This is a genomic window from Halomonas sp. B23F22_20 (genome assembly GCF_043496985.1).
Classification (GTDB): Bacteria; Pseudomonadota; Gammaproteobacteria; order Pseudomonadales; family Halomonadaceae; genus Halomonas.
Genome location: NZ_JBIEKH010000001.1, coordinates 160,687 through 183,267 on the forward strand (window position 1 = coordinate 160,687; position 22,581 = coordinate 183,267).

15 protein-coding genes are annotated in these 22,581 nt (G+C 65.8%); 10 read left to right on the forward strand and 5 right to left on the reverse strand.

What is annotated here, in order from left to right:
- The first annotated feature begins 67 nt into the window (after nt 1-67).
- Nucleotides 68-3,397, forward strand: a complete 3,330-nt coding sequence (locus ACGTN6_RS00725; protein WP_394589324.1) for a DNA translocase FtsK — start codon at nt 68-70, stop codon at nt 3,395-3,397.
- A 108-nt stretch (nt 3,398-3,505) separates the two neighbouring features.
- Nucleotides 3,506-4,135 carry an outer membrane lipoprotein chaperone LolA gene (lolA, locus tag ACGTN6_RS00730; protein WP_394589325.1) on the forward strand — a complete coding sequence of 210 codons (630 nt, stop codon included), beginning with the start codon at nt 3,506-3,508 and terminating at the stop codon, nt 4,133-4,135.
- Between the two features lie 87 nt (nt 4,136-4,222).
- On the opposite strand, the gene ACGTN6_RS00735 is transcribed toward lolA, so the two are convergent.
- Entirely contained in the window at nt 4,223-5,377 is a 1,155-nt protein-coding gene (locus ACGTN6_RS00735) for an MFS transporter (RefSeq protein ID WP_394589326.1), read from the reverse strand.
- Nucleotides 5,378-5,488: 111 nt separating this feature from the next.
- On the opposite strand from ACGTN6_RS00735, the gene ACGTN6_RS00740 reads away from it, so the two are divergent.
- A complete protein-coding gene (locus ACGTN6_RS00740) occupies nt 5,489-6,871 on the forward strand; it encodes an aminotransferase-like domain-containing protein (protein WP_394589327.1) in 1,383 nt (460 codons plus the stop codon).
- Nucleotide 6,872: 1 nt separating this feature from the next.
- Here the strand turns inward: ACGTN6_RS00740 and ACGTN6_RS00745 are convergent, their stop codons facing one another.
- A complete protein-coding gene (locus ACGTN6_RS00745) occupies nt 6,873-8,213 on the reverse strand; it encodes a replication-associated recombination protein A (RefSeq protein ID WP_394589328.1) in 1,341 nt (446 codons plus the stop codon).
- 199 nt (nt 8,214-8,412) lie between these two features.
- On the opposite strand from ACGTN6_RS00745, the gene ACGTN6_RS00750 reads away from it, so the two are divergent.
- The 4 genes from ACGTN6_RS00750 (at nt 8,413) to ACGTN6_RS00765 (ending at nt 16,164) form a co-directional block, all read left to right on the forward strand.
- Nucleotides 8,413-8,958, forward strand: coding sequence for a hemerythrin domain-containing protein (locus ACGTN6_RS00750; RefSeq protein ID WP_394589425.1), 546 nt, complete (start codon nt 8,413-8,415; stop codon nt 8,956-8,958).
- Between the two features lie 231 nt (nt 8,959-9,189).
- Nucleotides 9,190-9,966 carry a glutamate racemase gene (gene murI / locus ACGTN6_RS00755; RefSeq protein ID WP_394589329.1) on the forward strand — a complete coding sequence of 259 codons (777 nt, stop codon included), beginning with the start codon at nt 9,190-9,192 and terminating at the stop codon, nt 9,964-9,966.
- Nucleotides 9,967-10,022: 56 nt separating this feature from the next.
- The gene (trmA, locus tag ACGTN6_RS00760) at nt 10,023-11,129 is read left to right on the forward strand and encodes a tRNA (uridine(54)-C5)-methyltransferase TrmA (protein ID WP_394589330.1); all 1,107 of its coding nucleotides are present in this window, start codon (nt 10,023-10,025) and stop codon (nt 11,127-11,129) included.
- 193 nt (nt 11,130-11,322) lie between these two features.
- A complete protein-coding gene (locus ACGTN6_RS00765; RefSeq protein ID WP_394589331.1) occupies nt 11,323-16,164 on the forward strand; it encodes an NAD-glutamate dehydrogenase in 4,842 nt (1,613 codons plus the stop codon).
- Nucleotides 16,165-16,285: 121 nt separating this feature from the next.
- Here ACGTN6_RS00765 and ACGTN6_RS00770 read toward each other — a convergent pair whose 3' ends face one another.
- Together ACGTN6_RS00770 and mgtE are read right to left on the reverse strand one after the other, a co-directional pair.
- Entirely contained in the window at nt 16,286-16,672 is a 387-nt protein-coding gene (locus ACGTN6_RS00770) for a hypothetical protein (RefSeq protein ID WP_394589332.1), read from the reverse strand.
- A gap of 179 nt (nt 16,673-16,851) precedes the next feature.
- A complete protein-coding gene (gene mgtE / locus ACGTN6_RS00775; protein ID WP_394589333.1) occupies nt 16,852-18,204 on the reverse strand; it encodes a magnesium transporter in 1,353 nt (450 codons plus the stop codon).
- 180 nt (nt 18,205-18,384) lie between these two features.
- On the opposite strand from mgtE, the gene ACGTN6_RS00780 reads away from it, so the two are divergent.
- On the forward strand, nt 18,385-19,401 hold the full coding sequence (locus ACGTN6_RS00780) for a quinone-dependent dihydroorotate dehydrogenase (protein WP_394589334.1): 1,017 nt from the start codon (nt 18,385-18,387) through the stop codon (nt 19,399-19,401).
- Nucleotides 19,402-19,475: 74 nt separating this feature from the next.
- Here the strand turns inward: ACGTN6_RS00780 and rmf are convergent, their stop codons facing one another.
- A complete protein-coding gene (rmf, locus tag ACGTN6_RS00785; RefSeq protein ID WP_183386653.1) occupies nt 19,476-19,682 on the reverse strand; it encodes a ribosome modulation factor in 207 nt (68 codons plus the stop codon).
- A 303-nt stretch (nt 19,683-19,985) separates the two neighbouring features.
- On the opposite strand from rmf, the gene rlmKL reads away from it, so the two are divergent.
- Nucleotides 19,986-22,181 (forward strand): bifunctional 23S rRNA (guanine(2069)-N(7))-methyltransferase RlmK/23S rRNA (guanine(2445)-N(2))-methyltransferase RlmL, encoded by a 2,196-nt coding sequence (gene rlmKL, locus ACGTN6_RS00790; protein ID WP_394589335.1) that lies wholly within the window; start codon nt 19,986-19,988, stop codon nt 22,179-22,181.
- Nucleotides 22,178-22,531: a glutaredoxin family protein gene (locus tag ACGTN6_RS00795; RefSeq protein ID WP_394589336.1), complete on the forward strand. Its 354-nt coding sequence runs from the start codon at nt 22,178-22,180 to the stop codon at nt 22,529-22,531. The genes rlmKL and ACGTN6_RS00795 overlap by 4 nt, the downstream gene beginning before the upstream one ends.
- Nucleotides 22,532-22,581: the final 50 nt, after the last annotated feature.

The following is a 22,581-nucleotide window of genomic DNA, read 5'->3' on the forward strand; positions in this document are numbered from 1 at the left end:
GCGTTTGCCCCTGTGACGGGCGGGCCTGGCTCGGTATGATTGACGCCCGTGGATTCTGGAAGACGCCATGTGGCGCAAGGGGGTTGGCCGCTTGAGTGCCAAGAAGACGACCACGTCGACGCGCGGACGCGCGGCGACTGCCAAGGAGACGGCCAGGCGCTTCGGCCTGCGCTTGCAGGGATCGGTGCGCGAGGGCGCGGTGATCCTGCTGCTGGCGGCCTGCGTGTTTCTGCTGTTGGCCCTGTACAGTTTTCGTCCCGGCGATCCCGGCTGGTCGCGTAGCGGCCCCGAGACCGAGGTGGCTAACTGGATGGGGCGTATCGGGGCCTGGCTGGCCGACGTGCTGTATTCGCTGTTCGGCGTCAGTGCGCTCTGGTGGCCTGGCATGCTGGGCTTTGCGGCCTGGTGCTTGATCCGCGCTCGACAGGTGCACCTGGAGTGGGATGCCACCGCGCTCGCGGTACGGTGCGGCGGCCTGATGCTGTTGCTGCTCGGCACCACGACTCTTGGGGCCCTGCATTTCTACGATCCCGACAGCGTGCTGCCCTATGCGGCGGGCGGTATCCTCGGTGAGGGCCTGGTCGGTGCCTTGTTGCCCCTGGTCGGCGCCGGCGGCACGTCGCTGCTGGCGTTGGCCGCCATGCTCTGCGGCGTGCCGCTGTTCACCGGCTGGTCGTGGCTGACCATCACCGACGAGTTGGGCCATCGGGCCACGGGGGCAGGGCGCTGGATCGGAGAACGCTTCGCCCTGGGACGTTCCTCTTCGCAGGAGGAAACCGCGGAGGAAAGGAGCCCCGCGTCCGTTCGTGAGCCCGAACCTGAGCCCGAGCCCGGAACGGCGACCTCACACGCACCATGGTGGCGTCGCTGGCTGCCGGGGCGTCGCGAACCGGCGCCGCAACTGGCCGGAGAAGAAGCACGGCGCGAACCCGGTTTCGGCAACGACGGTGACACCGAGATCCCTTGGGAGGTGCCTGAACGCACGCCCTCGGCGAAGCGACCGGAGGCTGCCTATACCGCCCGGGAGCCGCGGCTGTCGCTGACGCCCGAGGTGGCGTCGAGCTCCGAGTCCTACGCGCCGGCCATGCCACTGCGTGCCACCGAGCCCGCCGAGCCGGTGCCGTCCATGGCCGAAGCTGCTGTGCCTGCCGCCACCTCACCCGAGCCGAGGGAGCGAGCGGGCCAAGACGAGTCACGTGGCGCGCCGGCTCAGATCTCGCCCGAACCGAGGGAGCGAGCGGACCAAGACGAGTCACGTGGCGCGCCGGCTCAGATCTCGCCCGAACCGAGGGAGCGAGCGGACCAAGACGAGTCGCGTGGCGCGCCGGCCCCGATCTCGCCCGAACCGAGGGAGCGAGCGGGCCAAGACGAGTCGCGTGGCGCGCCGGCCCCGATCTCGCCCGAACCGAGGGAGCGAGCGGGCCAGGACGAGTCGCGTGGCGCGCCGGCCCCGATCTCGCCCGAGCCGAGGGAGCGAGCGGACCAAGACGAGTCGCTTGAGGCGTCGGCCTCGAGGCACATGGCGTCGTCAGCGGAGATGGAAGACGACACAGGGGCAGACGATGCCTCGTCTGGCCGCGTAGCCGAGCAGGAAGAAACACCCCCGGATGAGGCGCCGGTGGCGCGCCGAGTGCCCGAAGTGATTCCCGATCCCGTGCTGCCGGACGACGACGAGGACTTGCCGGCGAGCATGCCGCCTAGGTACGAGGCCGGCGAGAGTGTCTCTGCGGGGAAATCCGCCGCCGAACTCCCGGATGAAATGCCGGGACGCCTGGCCACCGCCGATCAGGCACGCCGCGCCGCCGATGAAGGTGATGGCCCGACGCTGTGGACGGTGGAGCATCTGCAGAATCAGCGCCCGGACATGGAGCCCTTTGCCGAGCCCGAGGGCGAGCTGCCCAGCTTGCGCCTGCTGACGCCGCCTCAGGCACATCAGCCCAACTACACCGACGAGCAGCTCGCCGAAATGGCCGAGCTGCTGGAGGTCCGGCTGCGCGAATATGGCGTCAAGGCCGAGGTGGTCGACACCTGGCCGGGGCCGGTGATCACGCGCTTCGAGATCAAGCCGGCGGCCGGGGTGAAGGTGTCCAAGATCAGCAACCTGGCCAAGGATCTGGCGCGCTCGCTGATGGTCAAGAGCGTACGAGTGGTGGAGGTGATCCCGGGCCGGCCCACGGTGGGCATCGAGATTCCCAATCCCAATCGCGAGATGATCCGGCTGCGTGAGGTGATCGACTCCGACCGCTATCAGCACGAGGCTTCGGCCTTGACCCTGGCGCTGGGCCAGGACATTGGCGGCGGCGCGGTGGTCGCTAACCTCGGCAAGATGCCTCACCTGCTGGTGGCCGGTACTACCGGCTCGGGCAAGTCGGTGGGGGTCAACGCCATGCTGATCTCCATGCTGCTCAAGGCCAAGCCCGACGAGGTCCGCATGATCATGGTGGACCCCAAGATGCTGGAGCTATCGGTCTACGACGGCATTCCGCACCTGCTGGCGCCGGTGGTCACCGACATGAAGGAAGCCGCTAACGCGCTGCGCTGGTGCGTGGCCGAGATGGAACGTCGCTACAAGCTGATGGCCGCCATGGGCGTGCGCAACATTGCCGGTTTCAACGCCAAGCTCGACGAGGCCGAGCGCGCCGGTGCCCAGGTCGCCGACCCGCTATGGGAGCCGCAGCCCTGGGAGATGCACGAGGCGCCGCCGGTGCTCGAGAAGCTGCCCTACATCGTGGTGGTGATCGACGAGTTCGCCGACATGTTCATGATCGTCGGCAAGAAGGTCGAGGAGTTGATCGCACGGCTGGCCCAGAAGGCCCGGGCTGCCGGCATCCACCTGATTCTGGCGACCCAGCGACCCTCGGTGGACGTGGTAACGGGCCTGATCAAGGCCAACATCCCCACCCGCATGGCCTTCCAGGTGTCGTCTCGGGTCGATTCGCGCACCATCCTTGACCAGGGCGGGGCCGAGAACCTGCTGGGTCACGGCGACATGCTTTACCTGCCGGCGGGCTCCGGCATGCCGACCCGCGTACACGGCGCCTTCGTCGACGACGACGAAGTGCATCGGGTGGTCGAGGACTGGAAGCGTCGCGGCGAACCGGAGTACATCGACGAGATTCTCTCCGGGGGCGTCTCCGCCGATGCCCTGGCGGGGCTCGAGGCTGAGGGTGGCGGTGGCGGCGACGATGACGCCGAACAGGACGCTCTCTACGACGAGGCAGTGGTCTTCGTCACCGAGAGTCGTCGGGCCTCGATCTCGGCGGTCCAGCGCCGCTTCAAGATCGGCTATAACCGGGCGGCGCGCCTGGTCGAGGCGATGGAGATGGCCGGTGTGGTCTCGACCATGGGCACCAACGGCGCCCGCGAGGTGCTGGCGCCGCCGCCGGCGGGCGATTGACGCCGTCGATCGTGCAACCACCATGCAAGCCGTGGCGGGGCGGCAACCCGCTGCGGCGAGTACAGTCCTAATGTGGCAGGACGCCCATCGACCCCAGGGAAACAGGAGATGACCATGAAGAAATCCCTCGCCGCGCTAGCCCTGCTGGCGCTGACACCCCTGTCGGCGCTGGCCAACGAAGGCGCCGAACGGCTGACGCGCATGCTGGCACCGGTAGAGACCTACGTCGCCGATTTCGACCAGCAGATCCTCGATGGCTCGGGTCAGCGGCTGCAAGAGGCCAGCGGGCGGATGTGGCTGTCGCGTCCTGGTCGCTTTCGCTGGGAAGTGGACGCCCCCTACGAACAGATCGTGGTCTCCGATGGAGATGAGGTGACCCTCTACGACCCGGATCTCCAGCAGGCCACCGTCCAGCCCCTGGACGATCGCGTGACGCACACGCCGGCCCTGCTGCTGTCCGGTAGCACCTCGGAGCTGACCGACAGCTACGAAGTGTCGAGCAGCCAGCAGGGCACCGCCGAGACCTTCACCCTGCACCCGAAGAGTGCCGACACCCTGTTCGAGGAACTCAAGCTGACCTTCTACAGTGAGCGGCTGGGCTTCCTGCAGATGACCGACAGTACCGGCCAGCGCACCGCCATCGAGTTCGATGGGGTCGAGCAGAACGCGCCGGTCGAGGATTCGCGCTTCCGCGTGGCGTTGCCCGATGGAACCGATGTGATTCGCGAATCTCCTTGAGCGCACATCGCCATGAGGCTTGCCATCGCCCCCGGAGACTCTCCGGGGGCGATGGCGTTCGATGGCCGGATGTCGGGCCGGTGGCGCTTATGCCAGGCGTTCAGGGCGGCGGTCCTGCTGCCACAGCCAGCCCCCGACCGCCAGGCTGGCGGTGAACAGCGCCAGGCCGAAGGCGATGAGGGCATGGTGCTGGCTGATGCGCTCCATCAGCGCGCCGGTGACGACGACCGGCACGCTGAACCCGAGGTAGGCCATCAGGAAGAAGCCCGCACTGGCGCGGGCGGCCTGGTCGCCGGCCGCCTCCAGGACGCCGCTCAGTCCACCCAGGTAGATGAAGCCGTAGCAGGCGCTGCTGGCACCCACGGCGCCCAGCAGCACGGCGGATAGCCGGCCATCGAGCGCTCCCCAGGCGATCAGCGCATAGGCCAGCGGCAGGATGAGCAGGCCGAGCCGAACGGAGATCGTCGGGTCCAGGCGCCTGGCCAGGGGCTGGAACAGCACGCCGCCGCTGCAGATGCCGAGGGTGGCGAACCCGGACCAGGCCGAGAGGCCGTGCCGGGCCAGCACGCCGGGCAGGATGGCGATGACCAGACCGACCGTGGCCCAGGCCAGCAGGATCGCGACGCCGAACGCCACGCCGCCGACCGGATAGGTGGGCATGCGCAGACGCATGGGCGCCGGCGGGCTGGAGGTGGCATCTTCCAGGCGCCACAGTCCGAGCAGCGCCAGCGAGGCCGCGCACAGATACCACCACAGGCTCGGCGGAGCCAGGCTGGGCTCGTGCACCAGGCACAGGCTGGTCAGGGCGGCGCCCAGGCCGAAACCGAGCGAGGTGCTGGCCGTCACCCAGGCCGTGGGGCCTCGGGTATCACGACCGTCGAACAGCGCGAGCATGTAGGCAGGCGCCGTGGCCGACGTCAGGGCGGCGGCGATGCCCATCAAGAAGCGGGCAATGCCGAGCGTGACGACGCCCGGGGCGAGCCACGTCAGCAGGGTGGCGACGAGACACAGCCCAAGGGCGGTCGCGATCATTGCTCGCCGCCCATATCGGTCGGGCAGTCCGCTGCCCAGGATGAGCACGGGCAGAATGCCCAGTACATAGCAGGCGAAGGCGATGCTGGTGGCGGTGACGCCGAGACCGTCATGGGCGGCCAGGGCGTCGTAGTAGGGAGCCTGGAGGTTGACAGCGGTGGTGATCAGGCACAGGGCCAAGGCCAGGCGAAGTCCCGAAAGCGTTGGCATGGTTGTCCTCGAGCGGATGGGGGGAGGCCCAGGCTCCCATCCTGCCCGTGGCCGCATAAGGTACACTGGCGACGAATTTCTCGGGAACGGTGCGGGCGAGGGAGGATGTCCATGCAGGTGCAGATCGATCCGCTCGCAGAGCGTCCACGGGTCGAACAGCTGACCGACGGCATGCGCGAATGGATTTCGCGGCACGGGGCGTCCGGCGAGCGGTTGCCATCGATCCGCCGATTCGCCGCGACGCACGGCGTCAGCCGCAACATGGTCATCGAGGCCTATGAGCGCCTCGTGGCAATGGGCTGGATCGTTTCGCGTCCCGGTTCGGGGTTCTATGTGGCCGAAGGGGCGATCGATGAAGCTGAGCGTGATGCTCGTTCGGGTATGGCTGACGTCTCCGATGAAATGTGGAACCTCTTCCAGGAAGAAGGCGATTCCCTACGCCTGGGCTGCGGCTGGTTGCCCACTGCCTGGCGCGACGACGACGCCTTCGGGCATGCCCTGCGCCAGGTAACGAGGCGGTCATCGGCGGAACTGTTCGAGTATGGTACGCCGTTGGGATCGCCGGTGTTGCGCGCCCTGTTGCAGGAACGCCTGCGTCGCCTCGCCATCGAGGTCGATGCCAACCAACTGCTGATGACCGGCGGCGGTAGCCAGGCACTCGACATCATCGTGCGTTGGCTGCTGCGTCCGGGAGACACCGTGCTGGTCGAGTCCCCGGGCTACTACAACCTGTTCGGGCTGCTGCATCTCCATCGCATCAACGTCGTTGGCGTGCGTCGGACCGAGGAAGGGCCGGATCCGGAGCATCTCGAGACGCTGCTCGAGCGCCACTCCCCCAAGCTGTTCTTTTGCCACAGCGTCCTCCATAACCCCACGGGCACGCTTCTTTCCCTGGGCGTGGCCGAGCGGGTGCTGGCGCTGGCCGAACGGCATGACCTGTGGATCGTCGAAGACGATATCTATGCCGACTTCCAGGTGGCGCCCACGCCGCGGCTGGCCGCTCTGGATGGCATCCGGCGTGTCCTCTACGTGGGCAGCTTTTCCAAGACCCTGTCCTGTTCGCTGCGCGTTGGCTTCATCGCCGCGCCGCCGGCACTCCTCAAGCCGCTGGTCGACGTCAAGATGCTGAGTAACATCGCCACCTCTCCCCTCGCCGAGCAGGTGGTGGCGACCCTGTTGCGCAACGGGAGCTACCGCCGGCTGACGGACAGGCTGAGCCAGCGGCTGTCGCGTCGCATGACCACCGCCCTCGAGCTTGCCGACGCGGGTGGCTGGGAGCTGTACGCGACACCCCGAGGCGGCATGTTCCTGTGGGCGCGTCACCCGGACGTCGCGTCGTCCCGGGAGCTGGTGGCCAGCGCGGGGCGCCGGGGCATACGGCTGTCTCCGGGGGATGTCTTCCTGCCCGAGGCGAACGAGTCGCCCTGGATTCGCCTCAACGTGGCCTACGTCGACGACGCCAGGGCGAGGGCGTTTCTGGGTGATCCGCGATGACTCAGCGCGACTCCCGGTCGGCGGCCGCATCCAGCTCCTCGCGCCACTCCATGATCTGACCGTAGCGCTTTTCCTGGCCGTAGGCCTTGGGCTGGTAGAAGCGCTCGTGTGGCATCTCCTCCGGCCAGCAATCGTGGGCGCTGCCCGCCGGGTAGCCGTTGGGCTCGCTGTGGGCGTAGCGATAGCCGTCGCCGTGGCCGAGCGACTCCATCAGTTTAGTGGGGGCGTTGCGCAGGTAGGTAGGCACCTCGAGCCGCGGCTGGGCGGCGGCGAAGGCCTTGGCGCGATTCCAGGCCTGGTCGACGGCGTTGCTCTTGGGCGCTACCGCCAGGTGAATGGCGGCGTGGGCGATGGCACGCTGGCCCTCATAGTCGCCGAGCCGCAGGTAGGCGTCCCAGGCCGCCATGGCCAGCGGCAGCGCCTTGGGGTCGGCGTTGCCGACATCCTCCGAGGCGATGGCGGTCAGCCGGCGAATCACGTCCAGCGGGTCGCCGCCGCCCTGGAGGAAGCGGGCGATGTAGAGCAGGGCCGCGTCCGGCCGTGAGGAGCGTACCGACTTGTGAATCGCCGAGAGCAGATCGTAGAAGTGATCCCCCTGCTTGTCGAAGGCGCTGGCCTGGTGGCCGATCACGTCCTCCAGGGCCTCGCGGGGCAGGCGCTCTCCGTCGTCCTCCGGGACGGTGAAGTCGCAGGCGGTCTCCAGCAGGCCCAGGGCCCGTCGGGCGTCGCCGGCGGCGGCCCGTGCCAGCAGCGTCAGAACCTCATCGTCCACGGCGATACGACGGCTGCCGAGGCCGCGCTCGGCATTGCTCAGGGCTCGCTGCAGCACCTCGATCAGGTCCGCTTCGGTAAGCGACTTGAGCACGTGCACCCGTGCCCGGGACAGCAGAGCCGAGTTGACCTCGAAGGACGGGTTTTCGGTGGTAGCGCCGATCAGCGTCAGCAGCCCGGATTCGACGTGGGGCAGTAGGGCATCCTGCTGGCTCTTGTTGAGGCGGTGGATCTCATCGAGAAACAGCAGGGTGCCGCGATCTTGCCCCTGGGCGGCGCGGGCGCGGTCCACGGCCTCGCGAATGTCCTTGACCCCCGCCATCACCGCCGAGAGGCGCTCCAGATGGGCGCCGGATTCCTCGGCAAGGATTTCTGCCAGGGTGGTCTTGCCGGTGCCGGGAGGGCCCCACAGGATCATCGAGCGCACCGTGCCGCCCTCGGCCATGCGCCGCAGGGGCTTGCCAGGGCCGACCAGGGCCGGCTGGCCCACGTAGTCGGCCAGTCGACGGGGGCGCATGCGCCAGGCCAGAGGGGCGTGGTCCTCGCTGGCGGCCTGCTGGAACAGGTCCATTTCTGACTCCTTCGCTGACGGCTGCTATGTTGGATACTCGATGCCGGTCATTCGACCCCGGCATCGGGCAAAGGTCCCGAAAGAGGTGGGCTAACCCCTACGGCCGATGACGACGGCCAGGAACCCGGATGGCGAAGGCGTGTCTAACTCCAGGTGCCTTCCGCCCATGACCGATATTGAGGAGGCTGCCGCAATGCCCATGCTGAACCAATTGCGCCAGGATCATGCCAACATGGCGCGCATGTTGCACGTTCTGCAGCTAAAGCAGAAGACCCTGGCGGGCGGAGAACGTCCGAATTTCCAGCTGGTGCGGGAAGTCGTGGATTACATCCTCGATTATCAGGACGGGTTTTCCCAGCCGTTGGAGAAGGTCTGCTCCGAGCGGCTCAGGGAGCTGGCGCCCGAGTCCGAGGAGGTGACCGAGCGTCTCGCCAAGGACTATCGTTCCTTGAAGGCCCAGCTCAAGCGGTTGTCCGGCGATCTCGACATGATCCTCATGGATGCCGTGTTGCCCATGGACCGCTTCGCCGACGATCTCAGGGCATACCTCGACGCGCACCGGGCTTATCTGCGCGATGAGCGTGAGCTGCTGTTTCCGCTGATTCGGGAATACTTCGATGAGGGCGATCTGGAACGGCTCGCCGAAGCTCTGCCCGATAACGCCGCCGCCGAGCTGGAGCGCCTCCAGGAAGCGTACCCCGAACTCTATGCCGAGCTTCGCGATGCTCCGGAGCCCGTGACCTGAGCCCCTTGCTTCCTGCGGCGGCGGTTTTGACGTTGCCTAGCCGGATTCGGTCGGCTGTAGGGAGAGAACTCGGTTCCCACGGCGGATTGGTCGTTAAGTCCAGTGGGCTCCTGAGGTAGAATGCGCCGCATCGTTCGACGGGAAGCATGCGATGTCGGTAACTGCGAGTGCCCCATTCACTGAGCCCCCCGTGCCTTGCCGGCCGGGGGGCGGTCGTGTGGTGGTCGGCTGATGGCGGGACCGGTGCTGGTGTTCGATTCTGGCGTCGGGGGGCTTTCGGTGGTCGAGGCGCTACGCCGTCGACTTCCCGAGGTCGCTCTGGCGTATGCCTGCGATAACGCCATGCTGCCCTATGGCGTGCGCGAGGATGACTGGCTGGTGACGCGTATCCTCGCCGTCTGCCAGGCGGCGGTAGCGGCCAGCGGCTGCAGCGGCCTGGTGGTGGCCTGCAATACCGCCAGCACGCTGGCGCTTGATGCCCTGCGTGATCGGCTTGCGGTGCCGGTGGTTGGCACCGTGCCGGCGATCAAGCCTGCCGCCGGTACCAGCGCGAGTCGTCATATCGGCCTGCTGGCCACCAGCGCCACCGTGGCGCGACCCTATACCGATCGGCTGATCCGCGATTTCGCCGGCGACTGCCGAGTGACGCGGCTGGCGGCCGATTCCCTGGTGGGCCAGGCCGAGCGCCTGGTGGCCGGCGAGTCGCTGGAAACCGAGGTCCTGCGCAGGGCGTTGGCGCCGCTGGCCAATTGGCCCGATCTGGACACCCTGGTGCTGGGTTGCACTCATTTTCCGCTGCTGCGCGAGGCGCTCGGGGGGGTGGTGCCGCACCCGGTACGCTGGGTTGATTCAGGTGATGCCATTGCCCGGCGTACCGGTCAGGTGATCGTCGAGCCGCTGCGTCGCCCGGCCATTGAACGGGGTTGGGTCACCGGCCCCGATCCGGCGCTGGCTCGTGGGCTCGCCGGCTTCGGCTTCGTCGACACTCGGTGCCTGACGCTGCCGTGAGGCTCGTCGCTTCCCGTCTCTCTCTACTTCGATCGACCCTACTTTCAGGAGCCGCCGTGGCCATTCCCGTTGTCGACCCCGACCGCTATGACGAACAGCTTGCGGCCAAGCGCGACCGCCTGACCGCCGACTTCGCCCGTTTTTCGCCGCCCCCGCTGGAGATATTCCCCTCGCCGGCAAGCCATTATCGCCAGCGCTGCGAGTTTCGGCTGTGGCACGAGGGTGACGACCTCTACTACGCCATGTTCGAGGTCGATCCCGAGGATCCGAAACAGAAAAAGGTCGTGCGCCTGGATGACTATCCGGTGGCCGGTCGACGCATCAACGAGCTCATGCCGAAGTTGCGCGAGCGCCTGCTCGACTGCCCGACGCTGCGCCATCGGCTGTTCCAGGTGGAGTTTCTTACTACCCTGTCCGGGGAGGCGCTGGTCACGCTGATCTACCATCGTCAGCTCGACGAGGCCTGGGAGCACGAAGCGAGAGCACTCGAGCAGGCGCTGGGTATCATGATCATCGGTCGGGCACGCAAGCAGCGCCTGGTGCTGACTCGGGACCATGTCTGGGAGCGGCTGACCGTCGACGGGCGCGAATTCGTCTACCAGCAGGTGGAGAACAGCTTCACCCAGCCCAACGCCGAGATCTGTCGCTCGATGCTCTCCTGGGCACGGGATGTCACCGCCAATAGTGGCGATCGTGATCTGGTGGAGCTGTACTGTGGCAACGGCAATTTCACCATCGCCCTGGCCGAGAACTTTCGCCGGGTGCTGGCCACCGAGATTTCACGTACTTCGGTGGCCAGTGCTCGCGAGAACCTGGTCGCCAACGGTATCGCGAACGCCACGGTAGGGCGCATGTCCGCCGAGGAGTTCGCCCAGGCGCTAAAGGGTGAGAAGGGAGGACGACGGGTCGCAGAGATGGGCCTTGCGGACTACGATTTCTCCACCGTACTGGTCGATCCGCCCCGGGCTGGCCTCGATGACGAGAGCTGTCGCCAGCTCAGCGATTACGAGCGTATCGTCTATATTTCATGCAACCCCGAGACGCTAGCCGACAATCTGGATGAACTGATCCGTACCCATGAGGTGGTGCGCTTCGCGCTCTTCGATCAGTTTCCCTGGACGCACCACTGTGAGTGCGGCGTGCTGTTGGAGCGCCGCCGCTAAGGGATATGCGGCTGGTCTTGTCAAGGGCGATGCGCAACCGACATGTTCCATGAGGGAACCGGCATGTCTCTGGGGACGCCTGGGAGATTGGCGTAAGCTGTCGCGGATGCAGGTTCGGGGACTGGCCCCGGGCCCGACAATCCGATCAAGTGATCCGGCCGCACGACGCGGTCGCTGTCAGTCGAGGTGATGGATGCTACACGTCGCACACGAGGAGAGCCGTCAGGATCTGCTCAAGCAGCTTGAAGAACGGCTGCAAAGCCGCTTGGACAAGGACAAGGCCAAGACGGTGCAGAGTTTTGCTCGGCATTTCTATGCCGCCGTACCACTGGAGGACCTGTCGGACCGCCGTCTGGACGACCTTTACGGCGCGACGCTCTCGGTGTGGCACTTCATCCAGCAGCTTGATCCCAAGGCACCCAAGGTGAGGGTCTTCAACCCGGACTTCGAAGAGCATGGCTGGCAGTCGACCCATACGTTCATCGCCGTGCTTCACGAGGATATGCCCTTCCTTGTCGACTCGGTACGGGTAGAGCTCAATCGTCGTGGCATGACCGTGCATGCCATCCACAACGCCGTGTTGGCCGTGGATCGTGACAAGCAGCACCGCTTGCGCTGCGTGGCGTCGCCCGGCGAGGACAAGGCCCCGGATTTCCGTGAGTCGCTGATCGCCATCGAGGTGGACCGTCATTCCGACCCGGCCGAACTGGAAGCGATCGAGGTCAGCCTGCAGGAGGTGCTGCACGATGTGCGTACCGCGGTGGCCGATTTCGACCCCATGCGTGAACAAGTGCGAGCCGCCAAGGCCGAGATCGAGGCCTTCCGTCCCGAGCAGGTCGATGTCGAAGATCATCGTGAGGCCATCGCCTTCCTCGACTGGCTGCTCGAGGACAACTTCACCTTCTTCGGTTACGACGAGTACGTGGTCCACGAGGAAGGCGGCCAGCAGCGCCTGGACAAGCTTGAAGGCAGTGAACTCGGCGTCTTCCGACTCGACCAGCCGCGCTATCGCGAGCGCATCCGCACCGACCTCGGCGTCGAGGGCGATCGCTACGTGCTGGTGCCGCAGCTGTTGTCCTTCGCCAAGAGCGCTCATCACGCTCGCATTCATCGGCCGACCTATCCCGACTATATCTCCATCGACCGCTACGACGAACACGGCAACATCATTGGCGAGCGACGTTTTCTGGGGCTGTTCACCGCTACGGTCTACAACGATTCGCCGCGCCATGTGCCGATCCTGCGTCGCAAGCTTCAAGCGGTGATGGACATTTCAGGCTTCAGCGCCAAGGCCCACAACGGCAAGCAGCTGATGCAGATCCTCGAGGTCTATCCGCGCGATGACCTGTTCCAGATCGACGTCGACGAACTGGCGCAGACGGCGCTGGGCATTCTCGACATCCGCGAGCGACGCCGAGTGCGGCTATTCATTCGCGAGGACCGCTTCGGCAAGTTCTATTCCTGTCTGGTGTTCGTGCCTCGCGACGTGTTCTCCACCGAGTTGCGCGTTCGGTTGCAGGAGCTGCTCTGCGAGGAGCTCGATGCCACCTTCGGCGACTTCAACACTTACCTCTCCGAGTCGGTGCTGGCGCGCATCCAGTTCATCCTGCGCTTCAACGGCGATCATCCGGTGGACTACGACATCCGGCGTCTCGAGGAGAAGCTGGTCAAGCTGGCCCGCAACTGGCGCGACGACCTGCTCAATGCCGCCATCGAAGGGTTCGGCGAGGAGCAGGCCAACCTGTTGATGGCGCGCTTCCGCGATGCCTTCCCGGCCAGCTATCGCGATGACTTCAGTGCTCGAACTGCGGTCTACGACCTGCAGCATCTCGGCGCACTCGATGACGGCATCCCGTTGGGCCTGTCACTGTATCGGCTGATCGAGGAAGAGGGCAGCGGGGTCAACCTCAAACTGTTCCACGGCGATGCGCCCATTCCGCTGTCCGACGTGCTGCCGATGATGGAAAACCTCGGCCTGCGAGTGCTGGGCGAGCGTCCCTATGGCGTGCAGGCCACCGACCGTTCCTACTGGGTCCACGACTTCACTCTGGAGCACCACACCAGCGTGGAGGTCAACCTCCAGGAGATGCGTGAACCCTTCATCGAGGCCTTCCGGCGCATCTGGACCGGCGAGGCCGACAACGATGCCTTCAACCGGCTGATCATCTCCGCCAATCTGGATTGGCGTGAGGTAGCGATGCTGCGAGCCTATGCACGTTACCTGAAGCAGATTCGCTTCGGCATGTCCCAGGACTACATCGCCACGACGCTGGTCAATCACCCGGAGATCACCCGCGAGCTGGTGACCTTGTTCGAGCTGCGCTTCGACCCCGCCGAGCGCCCCGAGGAAAGCGAGGTTGCCGACTGCGAAGCACGTATCCTGGCGCTGCTCGACGAGGTGCCCAGTCTCAACGACGACCAGTTGCTGCGCCGCTACATGGAGCTGATTCAGGCCACCCTGCGCACCAACTACTACCAGCGTAGCGAGGCGGGTGGCTTCAAGGACTACATTGCCCTCAAGCTCGAGCCCTCCCGGGTCTCCGGCATGCCCAAGCCGCGGCCGGCCTACGAGATCTTCGTCTGCTCGCCGCGTGTCGAGGGCGTGCACCTGCGCGGTGGCAAGGTGGCCCGCGGCGGGCTGCGCTGGTCGGACCGCCACGAGGATTTCCGCACCGAGGTGCTGGGCCTGGTCAAGGCGCAGCAGGTCAAGAACGCGGTAATCGTGCCGGTGGGGGCCAAGGGTGGCTTCGTGTGCAAGCGCATGCCCGAGGGCGCGGATCGCGAGACCACCCAGAAGGAAGGCATTGCCTGCTACCAGATCTTCATTCGTGCGCTGCTTGATGTCACCGACAACCTGGCCGGCGGCGAGGTGGTGCCGCCGAGGGATGTGGTGCGCCACGACGACGATGATATCTACCTGGTGGTGGCGGCCGACAAGGGCACTGCGACCTTCTCGGACATTGCCAACGAGATCTCCGCCGAATACGGCCACTGGCTGGGCGATGCCTTCGCCTCCGGCGGTGCCAACGGCTATGACCACAAGAAGATGGGGATTACCGCCAAGGGCGCCTGGGAGTCGGTCAAGCGCCACTTCCGCGGGCTGGGCGTGAATACCCAGGAGGACGAGTTCAGCGTGGTCGGCGTCGGTGACATGGCCGGTGACGTGTTCGGCAACGGCATGCTGCTGTCCGACAAGATTCGTCTGCTGGGTGCCTTCAACCACCTACACATCTTCGTCGACCCCACCCCCGATGCCGCGGCGAGTTTTGACGAGCGCAAGCGACTGTTCGAACAGCCGCGCTCGAGCTGGGAAGACTACAATGCCGAGCTGATCTCAGAGGGCGGCGGTATCTTCAAGCGCAGTGCCAAGTCGATCGCCATCACGCCACAGATGAAGAAGGCGTTTGGCATCCGCGAGGACAAGCTGTCGCCCAACGAGCTGATCCGCGCCATGCTGGTCTCCCAGGTCGATCTGATCTGGAACGGCGGCATCGGTACCTACGTCAAGAGCAGTGAAGAGACCGACGCCGAGGTCGGTGACAAGGCCAACGATGCCCTGCGTATCGACGGTCGCGACCTCAACTGCCGGGTGGTCGGTGAGGGCGGCAACCTCGGCCTCACCCAGCGCGGGCGCATGGAGGCCGCGGCCAAGGGCGTGCGTGTCAACACCGACTTCATCGACAACGCCGGCGGCGTGAACTGCTCCGACCATGAGGTCAACATCAAGATCCTCATCGACGAAGTGGTGTCCCGCGGTGATATGACCGAGAAGCAGCGCAACCAGCTGCTCGCCGACATGACCGATGAGGTCAGTGAGCTGGTGCTGCGCGACAACTATCGCCAGACCCAGGCGCTGGACCTGGCCGAACAGCTCTCGCGAGACGGCATCGGGCCTTTCCGTCGCTTCATCACCGAGCTGGAAGCCGCCGGCCAGATCGACCGTGAGCTGGAGTTCCTGCCCAGTGACGACGATCTGCAGGAACGCATCCATCAGGATCTGGGCATGACGTTGCCCGAGCTGTCGGTGCTGATCTCCTACGCCAAGAGCGTACTCAAGGGGGACCTTATCGCCTCGGACGTGCCGGATGATCCGACCATCACCCGCTTCGTGGAGCGTGTGTTCCCCTCGGTGCTGGCCGAGCGCTATCGCGACGAGATGTATGAGCACCGTCTCAAGCGCGAGATTGTTGCGACCCAGGTGGCCAACGATCTCATCGATCACATGGGAATCGTCTTCATCCGGCGGCTGATGGACTCCACCGGGGCGGGCCGTGCTGATATCGCCCGGTCTTACGTGATCGCTCGCGACAGCTTCCAGCTTCCGAAGCTCTGGGAGCAGGTCGAAGCGTTGGACAACAAGGTGCCGAGTCGTGTCCAGTACTCGATGATGCTCGACCTGATGCGCATGCTGCGTCGCGCGACTCGCTGGTTCCTGCGCCATCGCACCACCATGTCGACCCGTGACGCCATCGACTACTTCGCACCGCGTCTGGCCCAACTCCAGGAAGGCATCGGCAAGCGCCTGCGGGGAGAAGAGAAGGCTCAGTGGGAAACCCGTCGTCAGGAACTGATCGAGGCCGGTGTGCCCGATGCCTTGGCCTCCACGGTGGCAGCGGCCAACAGCCTCTATGCGGCCCTGGGTATCATCCATACGGCGCGTCAGAGCGACGACAAGCCGCAGCGAGTCGCCGAGATCTTCTACGAGATCGGTGCGCGGCTCGAGCTGCCTTGGATCCTGCAGCAGGTCACTCAGCTCGAGGTCCGCGATGGCTGGCAGGTCAAGGCTCGCGAGACCTTCCGCGACGATATCGAGCGTCAGCAGCTGGCGCTGACCGGCAGTGTGCTCGGCATGGAAGGCGGGCCACGTGACAGCGCCGAGCGGGTTACGCGCTGGCTGTCGCTACACGAGAGCATGCATCAGCGCTGGTGCCGCCTGCTCGAAGAGGTGGGCAGTGGCAGCCAGGGCGGTTTCCCGCTGTTTGCTGTAGCCGTTCGCGAACTCGTGGACCTGGCGGAGAGCAATAGCGAAACCTAGCCGGTGCCTGGCGTCAGGACCATGCCGACCCTGGGTCGGCATGGTCGACGGCAAAATCATCGATCGGCAACGAAAAAGGGCGCTCCGAGGGGCGCCCTTTTGCATGCTTGTCGTGCCTCTATCAGCGACAGCTGATGCTCCAGATCGCCTTGTAGTCCTCGCCGTCGTCGTTCAGAGCCGCCAGGTTAGTGTCCTCGTTGACGGTGCCGCCTTCCACCATGGATTCGGCCTCTTGGCGTTTCTGCGCGCTGGCGTCCGGGCCCAGCACCTGCTGGTCTTGAATGATGAACTCGTCGCGGTCGCGGTTTTCGCACACATCCAGGGCGCGTTCCTTGGCTTCTTCCAGGGCCTCCTGGCGATCGTCGCCGAGGCCGGTCACCACGTAGTCGGTGCTCTTCATTTCCATGGAGGCGCTGTCGCTGGCGCAGCCGGTCAGGCCCAGGACGGCAATGGCGCCGGCCGCGATGAGCAGGGTGCGTGTCTTGGTCAACAGTGTCTTGGTCAACATGGGGTTCTCCTTTTCCGTCTTGCGATCCGTGCGGTGAAAGCCGCATCCCGCCTCGAGAATGGGCACGGTGTTCGCAGGCATGTCGTGTTGCCATGCTAGCGAGGTGACCGGGGCGTACAAGAGTGGTGCGATGGCGACGCCGGCCGTCGCGGATCGGCGACGGCCGGTGTCTGGCGCCGTTACAGCAGGAAGATCGTGGCGAGACCGAGGAAGGACATGAAGCCCACCACGTCGGTCACCGTGGTCAGTACCACCGAGCCGGACAGTGCCGGATCGATGCCCAGACGCTTGAGCACCAGCGGGACCACGATGCCAGCGACGCCGGCGGCGAGCATGTTGATCACCAGCGCTGCGGCGATGACCACGCCAATGCCGAAGCTGCCGAACCAGGCCACCGCCAGTGCTGCCACCACCAGCGCCCACAGCACCCCGTTGAGCACCGCGATGCCGACTTCCTTGCGCAGCAGCCAGTTGCTATTGGTACGGCTGATCTGACCGAGGGCCAGGCCGCGAATCGCCAGGGTCAGGGTCTGGCTGCCGGCGATGCCGCCCATGCTGGCCACGATCGGCATCAGCACGGCCAGAGCCACGACCTGATCCAGGGCGTTTTCGAAGCGCCCGATCACCCAGGCGGCCAGGAAGGCGGTCAGCAGGTTGATGCCGAGCCACACGGCCCGGCGCTTGGCGCTGGGCAGCACCGGTGCGAACAGGTCTTCTTCCTCGTCGAGGCCGGCCATGTTCATCAGCGCCTGTTCGGAATGCTCGCGGATCACGTCGACGATGTCGTCGATCACCACCCGGCCAAGCAGCAGACCGCGGGCATCGACCACCGGCGCCGAGACCAGATCGTGGGTCTGGAAGAGCGTCGCCACGTCACGCGACTTCATGGTCACCTGGATGCTGTCCACGTCGCTGTCCATCAGGTCGGCGACCGCCAGCTCCTGGTCGCTGGCCACCAGCCGAGCCATCGGCAGCACGCCCATGAACAGGCCGTTGCGGTCCACCACCATCAGGCTGTCGGTGTTATCGGGCACGTCCTGTTTCCAGCGCAGGAATCGCTGCACCGTCTCTAGGCTGACGTCTGCGCGGACGGCAATGGTGTCGGTGCGCATCAGGCGGCCGGCCGAGTCCTCCTCGAAGGCCAGTGTCTCCTGGAGGCGCATGCGCTGAAGCTCGTCCATCGAGCGCAGCATGTCTTCCGCGACCTGCTGGGGGAGATCCTCGAAGAGTTCCGCCAGGTCGGTGGTATCGAGGCCGGAGGTGGCGGCCACGATCTCGGCGTCATCCATGTCATCGATGAGCGTGCTGCGTACCTCGTCATGGACGTGCAGCAGCACTTCGCCGTCGACTTCCTGGGGAATGCGTTCCCACAGCCGGATCCGCTCATTGGGTGGCAGCGACTCCAGCAGCAGGGCAACCTCGGCGGGTTCCAGGTCGGCGATCACGTCGTCGACCCATTCCAGATGTTCCTTTTCCAGTGCCAGGTGAATGCGCGACAGGCGGTGTTCGAGTGTCTCGGTGGTATCGGTCATGGCATCTCCCTGGCGAGGCGGCGGGCGCCCGCGATGTGTCCGCTGTCGGACTTCCTGATGTGCTGTCAGTAGATCATAAATGATGCCTGTCATGGCAGGTGGCAGCGAGGTTCGTCGTCGGGCGGCGGCTGCGCTATACTCGCGCCCCGATTCCCAGCCGATGTCCTCCCAGGAGATGCCATGTACACCCTTGCCCGTTCGCTGCTGTTCCGCCTTGACGCCGAGAAGGCCCATGGCCTGGCGCTGTCGGGGCTGGAGCTGCTGGGTCGCCTGGGCGCCACGCGGGCACTGTGCCGTCGGGTCGAGGATCCGGTCACCCTGATGGGGCTGCGTTTCCCGAACCGGGTGGGCCTGGCCGCCGGGCTCGACAAGAACGCCGATCACCTGGATGCTCTGGGGGCCCTTGGTTTCGGCTTCGTCGAGGTAGGGACCGTGACGCCGCGGCCCCAGGACGGCAATCCCAGGCCTCGACTGTTTCGCCTGCCCGAGGCCGGTGCCATCATCAACCGCATGGGCTTCAACAACGCTGGCGTGGACCACCTGGTCGCCAAGGTTCGGGCCAGCCGCTATGACGGTGTGATCGGCATCAACATCGGCAAGAACCTCACGACGCCGGTAGAGCGTGCGGTGGACGACTATCTGCACTGCCTGGGCAAGGTGCATGCCCACGCCCACTACATCACCGTCAACATCTCCTCGCCGAATACCCCGGGGCTACGCAACCTGCAGTTCGGCGAGCACCTGGACCAGCTGTTGGGCACGCTGCGCGAAGAGGCCGATCGGCTCGACCGGGATAGCGGTCGTGTGGTGCCGTTGGCGGTGAAAATCGCCCCGGACATGGATGCCGAGGAAGTGGCCCTGGTGGCGCGGAGCCTGGCGGCCAATCGCATCGATGGGGTGATCGCCACCAATACCACGGTGTCCCGGGAGGCAGTGCAGGGCTTGCCCTACGGTGAAGAGCAGGGCGGCCTCTCGGGGCGGCCGGTGTTCGAGGCCTCCAACACCGTGATTCGGGAGTTGCGTCGTCACCTGCCTGAGTTGCCGATCATCGGCGTGGGGGGCATCGACAGCGGCGAGGCGGCGTTGGCCAAGGTCGAGGCCGGGGCGGACCTGGTGCAGCTGTATTCCGGGTTCATTTACCGGGGGCCGGCGCTGGTGAGTGAGTGTGCCCGGGCCCTTCAGGTGCAGGGGCAATAAAAAGCCCACGTCATGCGTGGGCTTGTATGCGTGGGCTTGTAGGGGATCGTGAGTGGTGGCTCGCCGTCTCGGGGTCAAACCACCATGGGGTTCTTGTGAATACCGGAGACGCCCGTCATGCCGGACCAATGATCTCCACGACCTTCACGCCAACCGCTCATCCAGTACTCGCGTAGATTGATATCCTGATTGGGACAGTCATCACGGGAACGACCTGAAAGACCCGCCTTGTACCCATGGACATAGGCACGCTGGAAGCGATCACGTTTCTGTCGTTTCATTGGACTACCTCTTGCTAAAGGTACCGTTGGAATACGACGCTGATTCTCGAGTCTTGACTCTTCACAAGCAGTGACTCTCGAGGGGGCGTCGCACCCGTGCTTATTGGGGATGCCCGTTGACACATCCATGTTGCGTGTCTTACAGGTCGGCATCCCTTTGACAGGAACGCATGCGTTGTCTGGTAGCTACCACCTAATTCATAGCGCAACCTGACCGATGCCGTCGACAGGTGATTTGTAACAAAGCGTACACTCAGACGTCACGACGGTGTGGCGGACCCGATGTCATCCGATGGACTTCTCATGACCGAACGACGAGTTTCCGATTCCCAGGCCTTCCTGGCCACCTGTCCCAAGGGCCTCGAGCTGCTGCTGGCCGAGGAGCTGGCGGAGCTGGGCGCCGAGCCAGGCAAGACGACCCTGGCCGGGGTGCATTTCCAGGCCGATCTCGAGACGGCCTATCGGGCCTGCCTGTGGTCTCGGCTGGCCAACCGGGTGGTGCTGTGCCTGGTGCGCGAGGAGGGCATCGAAACCCCCGACCAGTTGCGTGCGGCCGCCGCGGGCGTGGCATGGCGCGATCACTTGCCACGCGGCGCGACCCTGGCGGTGGATTTCCATGGCCGTTCCGCCGAGATTCGCCACACGCGCTTCGGTGCTCAGACCGTCAAGGATGGTGTGGTGGATCGCCTGCAGGCCGAGGGGCAGCCGCGGCCGAACGTCGATACGCGCCAGCCGGACCTGCGGCTCTATGCCCACCTGCATCGCGGCCGGCTGACGCTCGGCGTCGACTTCGCCGGCGACAGCCTGCATCGGCGAGGCTATCGCCGCGACGTGGGGCATGCGCCGCTCAAGGAGAACCTGGCCGCGGCGCTGCTGGTGCGCGCCGGCTGGCCGGCCCTTGCCCGCGAGGGGGCGCCGCTGGTCGACCCGCTGTGCGGCGCCGGCACCCTGCTGATCGAAGCGGCGATGATGGCCGCCGATATGGCTCCCAACCTGCATCGCGAGCGTTTTGGTTTCGAGGGCTGGGCCGGGCATGACGACATCTGCTGGCGCGAACTCAAGCGTGAGGCGGAGGCGCGCGCCAGCATCGGCCGCAAGCGCTGCCGATGCCGGCTCTACGGCTTCGACCAGAGCCCGCCGGCGCTGTCGTCGGCCAAGGCCAACGCCATGCGCGCCGGCATCCCGGCGCTGATCACGCTGAAGGGCGCGAGCCTCACCGAGCTCATGCGCCCCGACGACCTCGATGTCGAGGCGAAGGGGCTGGTGATCACTAACCCGCCCTACGGCGAGCGTCTCGGCGAGCTGCCCGAACTGGTGGGACTTTATGCCGATCTGGGCGAGCGCGCACGGCAAGCTTTTCCGGGTTGGCGTCTGGCGCTGTTTACGGCCAATCCGGATCTTGGCCATCGCACCGCGCTGCGCGCCTACAAGCAGTATTCGCTGAAGAATGGCCCCCTGGATGCCAAGCTGTTGCTGATGGACGTGCCGGAGGCGTCGCAGGGAGACAGCGAAGACAAGACTGCGTCGTCGACGCCGGCGCCACCGCCGCGCTCCGAGGGCGCGCAGATGTTCGCCAATCGCCTGGCCAAGAACCGCAAGCGGCTCAGGAAGTGGCTCAAGCGCTCCGGCGAGCGCTGCTATCGACTGTATGATGCCGACATGCCGGAGTACGCTCTGGCCATCGACGTCTACGGCGATCACGTGCACGTGCAGGAATACGCGCCGCCCAAGTCGATCGACGCCGGCCAGGCCCAGAAGCGGCTGTTCGAGGCGCTGGCGGTGATTCCTGAAGAGCTGCAGGTCGAGGCAAGCCGGGTAGTTGTCAAGCGCCGCGAGCGTCAGAGCGGACGCGCCCAGTACCAGAAACAGGCGGCCAGCGGCGAGCGCTTCGAAGTCCAGGAAGGTCCGGCCAGGCTGTGGGTGAACCTGCGCGACTATCTGGATACCGGTCTGTTCCTCGATCACCGGCCGGTGCGGCGCATGCTCGGCGAGATGGCCCAGGGCAAGCGCTTCCTGAACCTGTTCTGCTACACCGCCACGGCCACCGTGCAGGCGGCACTCGGTGGCGCCTCGGACAGCGTCAGCGTGGACCTGTCCAATACCTACCTGGACTGGGCTCGGGACAACTTCGCCTTGAACCGGCTCGATCCCTCGCGTCATCGCGTGGTGCGCGATGACTGCTTCCAGTGGCTCGAGACTGCCGGTGTCCAGTTCGACCTGATCTTCATGGATCCGCCGACCTTTTCCAACTCCAAGAAGATGGCCGATACCCTGGATGTGCAGCGCGACCAAGGCCGGCTGGTGCGCCTGGCCATGGCGCGGCTGGCGCCCGGCGGCATCCTGGTGTTTTCCAACAACCAGCGGCGCTTCAAGCTCGATGCCGATCTTGCCGAGGCCTTCGCGGTAGAGGACATTTCGGCCAGGACCTTCGATCCCGATTTCTCGCGGCGTCCGGACCTGCACCATGTGTTCCTGATCCAGCACCGGGATGAGGCATGATACGGCTGACGCTCTACACCACGCTGGGCTGCCATCTCTGCGAGCAGCTCGAGGCATGGTTGGGCGTTCTGGCGGCGAACGAGCATCGCCTGGAGAAAGTGGAGATCAGCAAGGACGATCGCCTGCTCGAGCGCTTCGGGGAGCGGATTCCGGTGCTGGTCGATGCCGACGGCGATGAGCTGGAGCGGGGCTTCGAGGCTCCACGCCTGGCCGCCTGGTTGGGTGAGCGGGGCTGGCTCGACGAGGTGGCCTGGCGGGCCGCCCAGGAGGGCGAGGAGCCGCGGTCGGCGACCCGGGGAGCCGAGATGCGCGACGGGCGGCGCTACCTTTCCTCTCCGGACAAGCTTTGAGCCGCAAGCGGGAAGAAGGAAGTCAGGGGCGTGTTTCTGCTTTCCGCGTC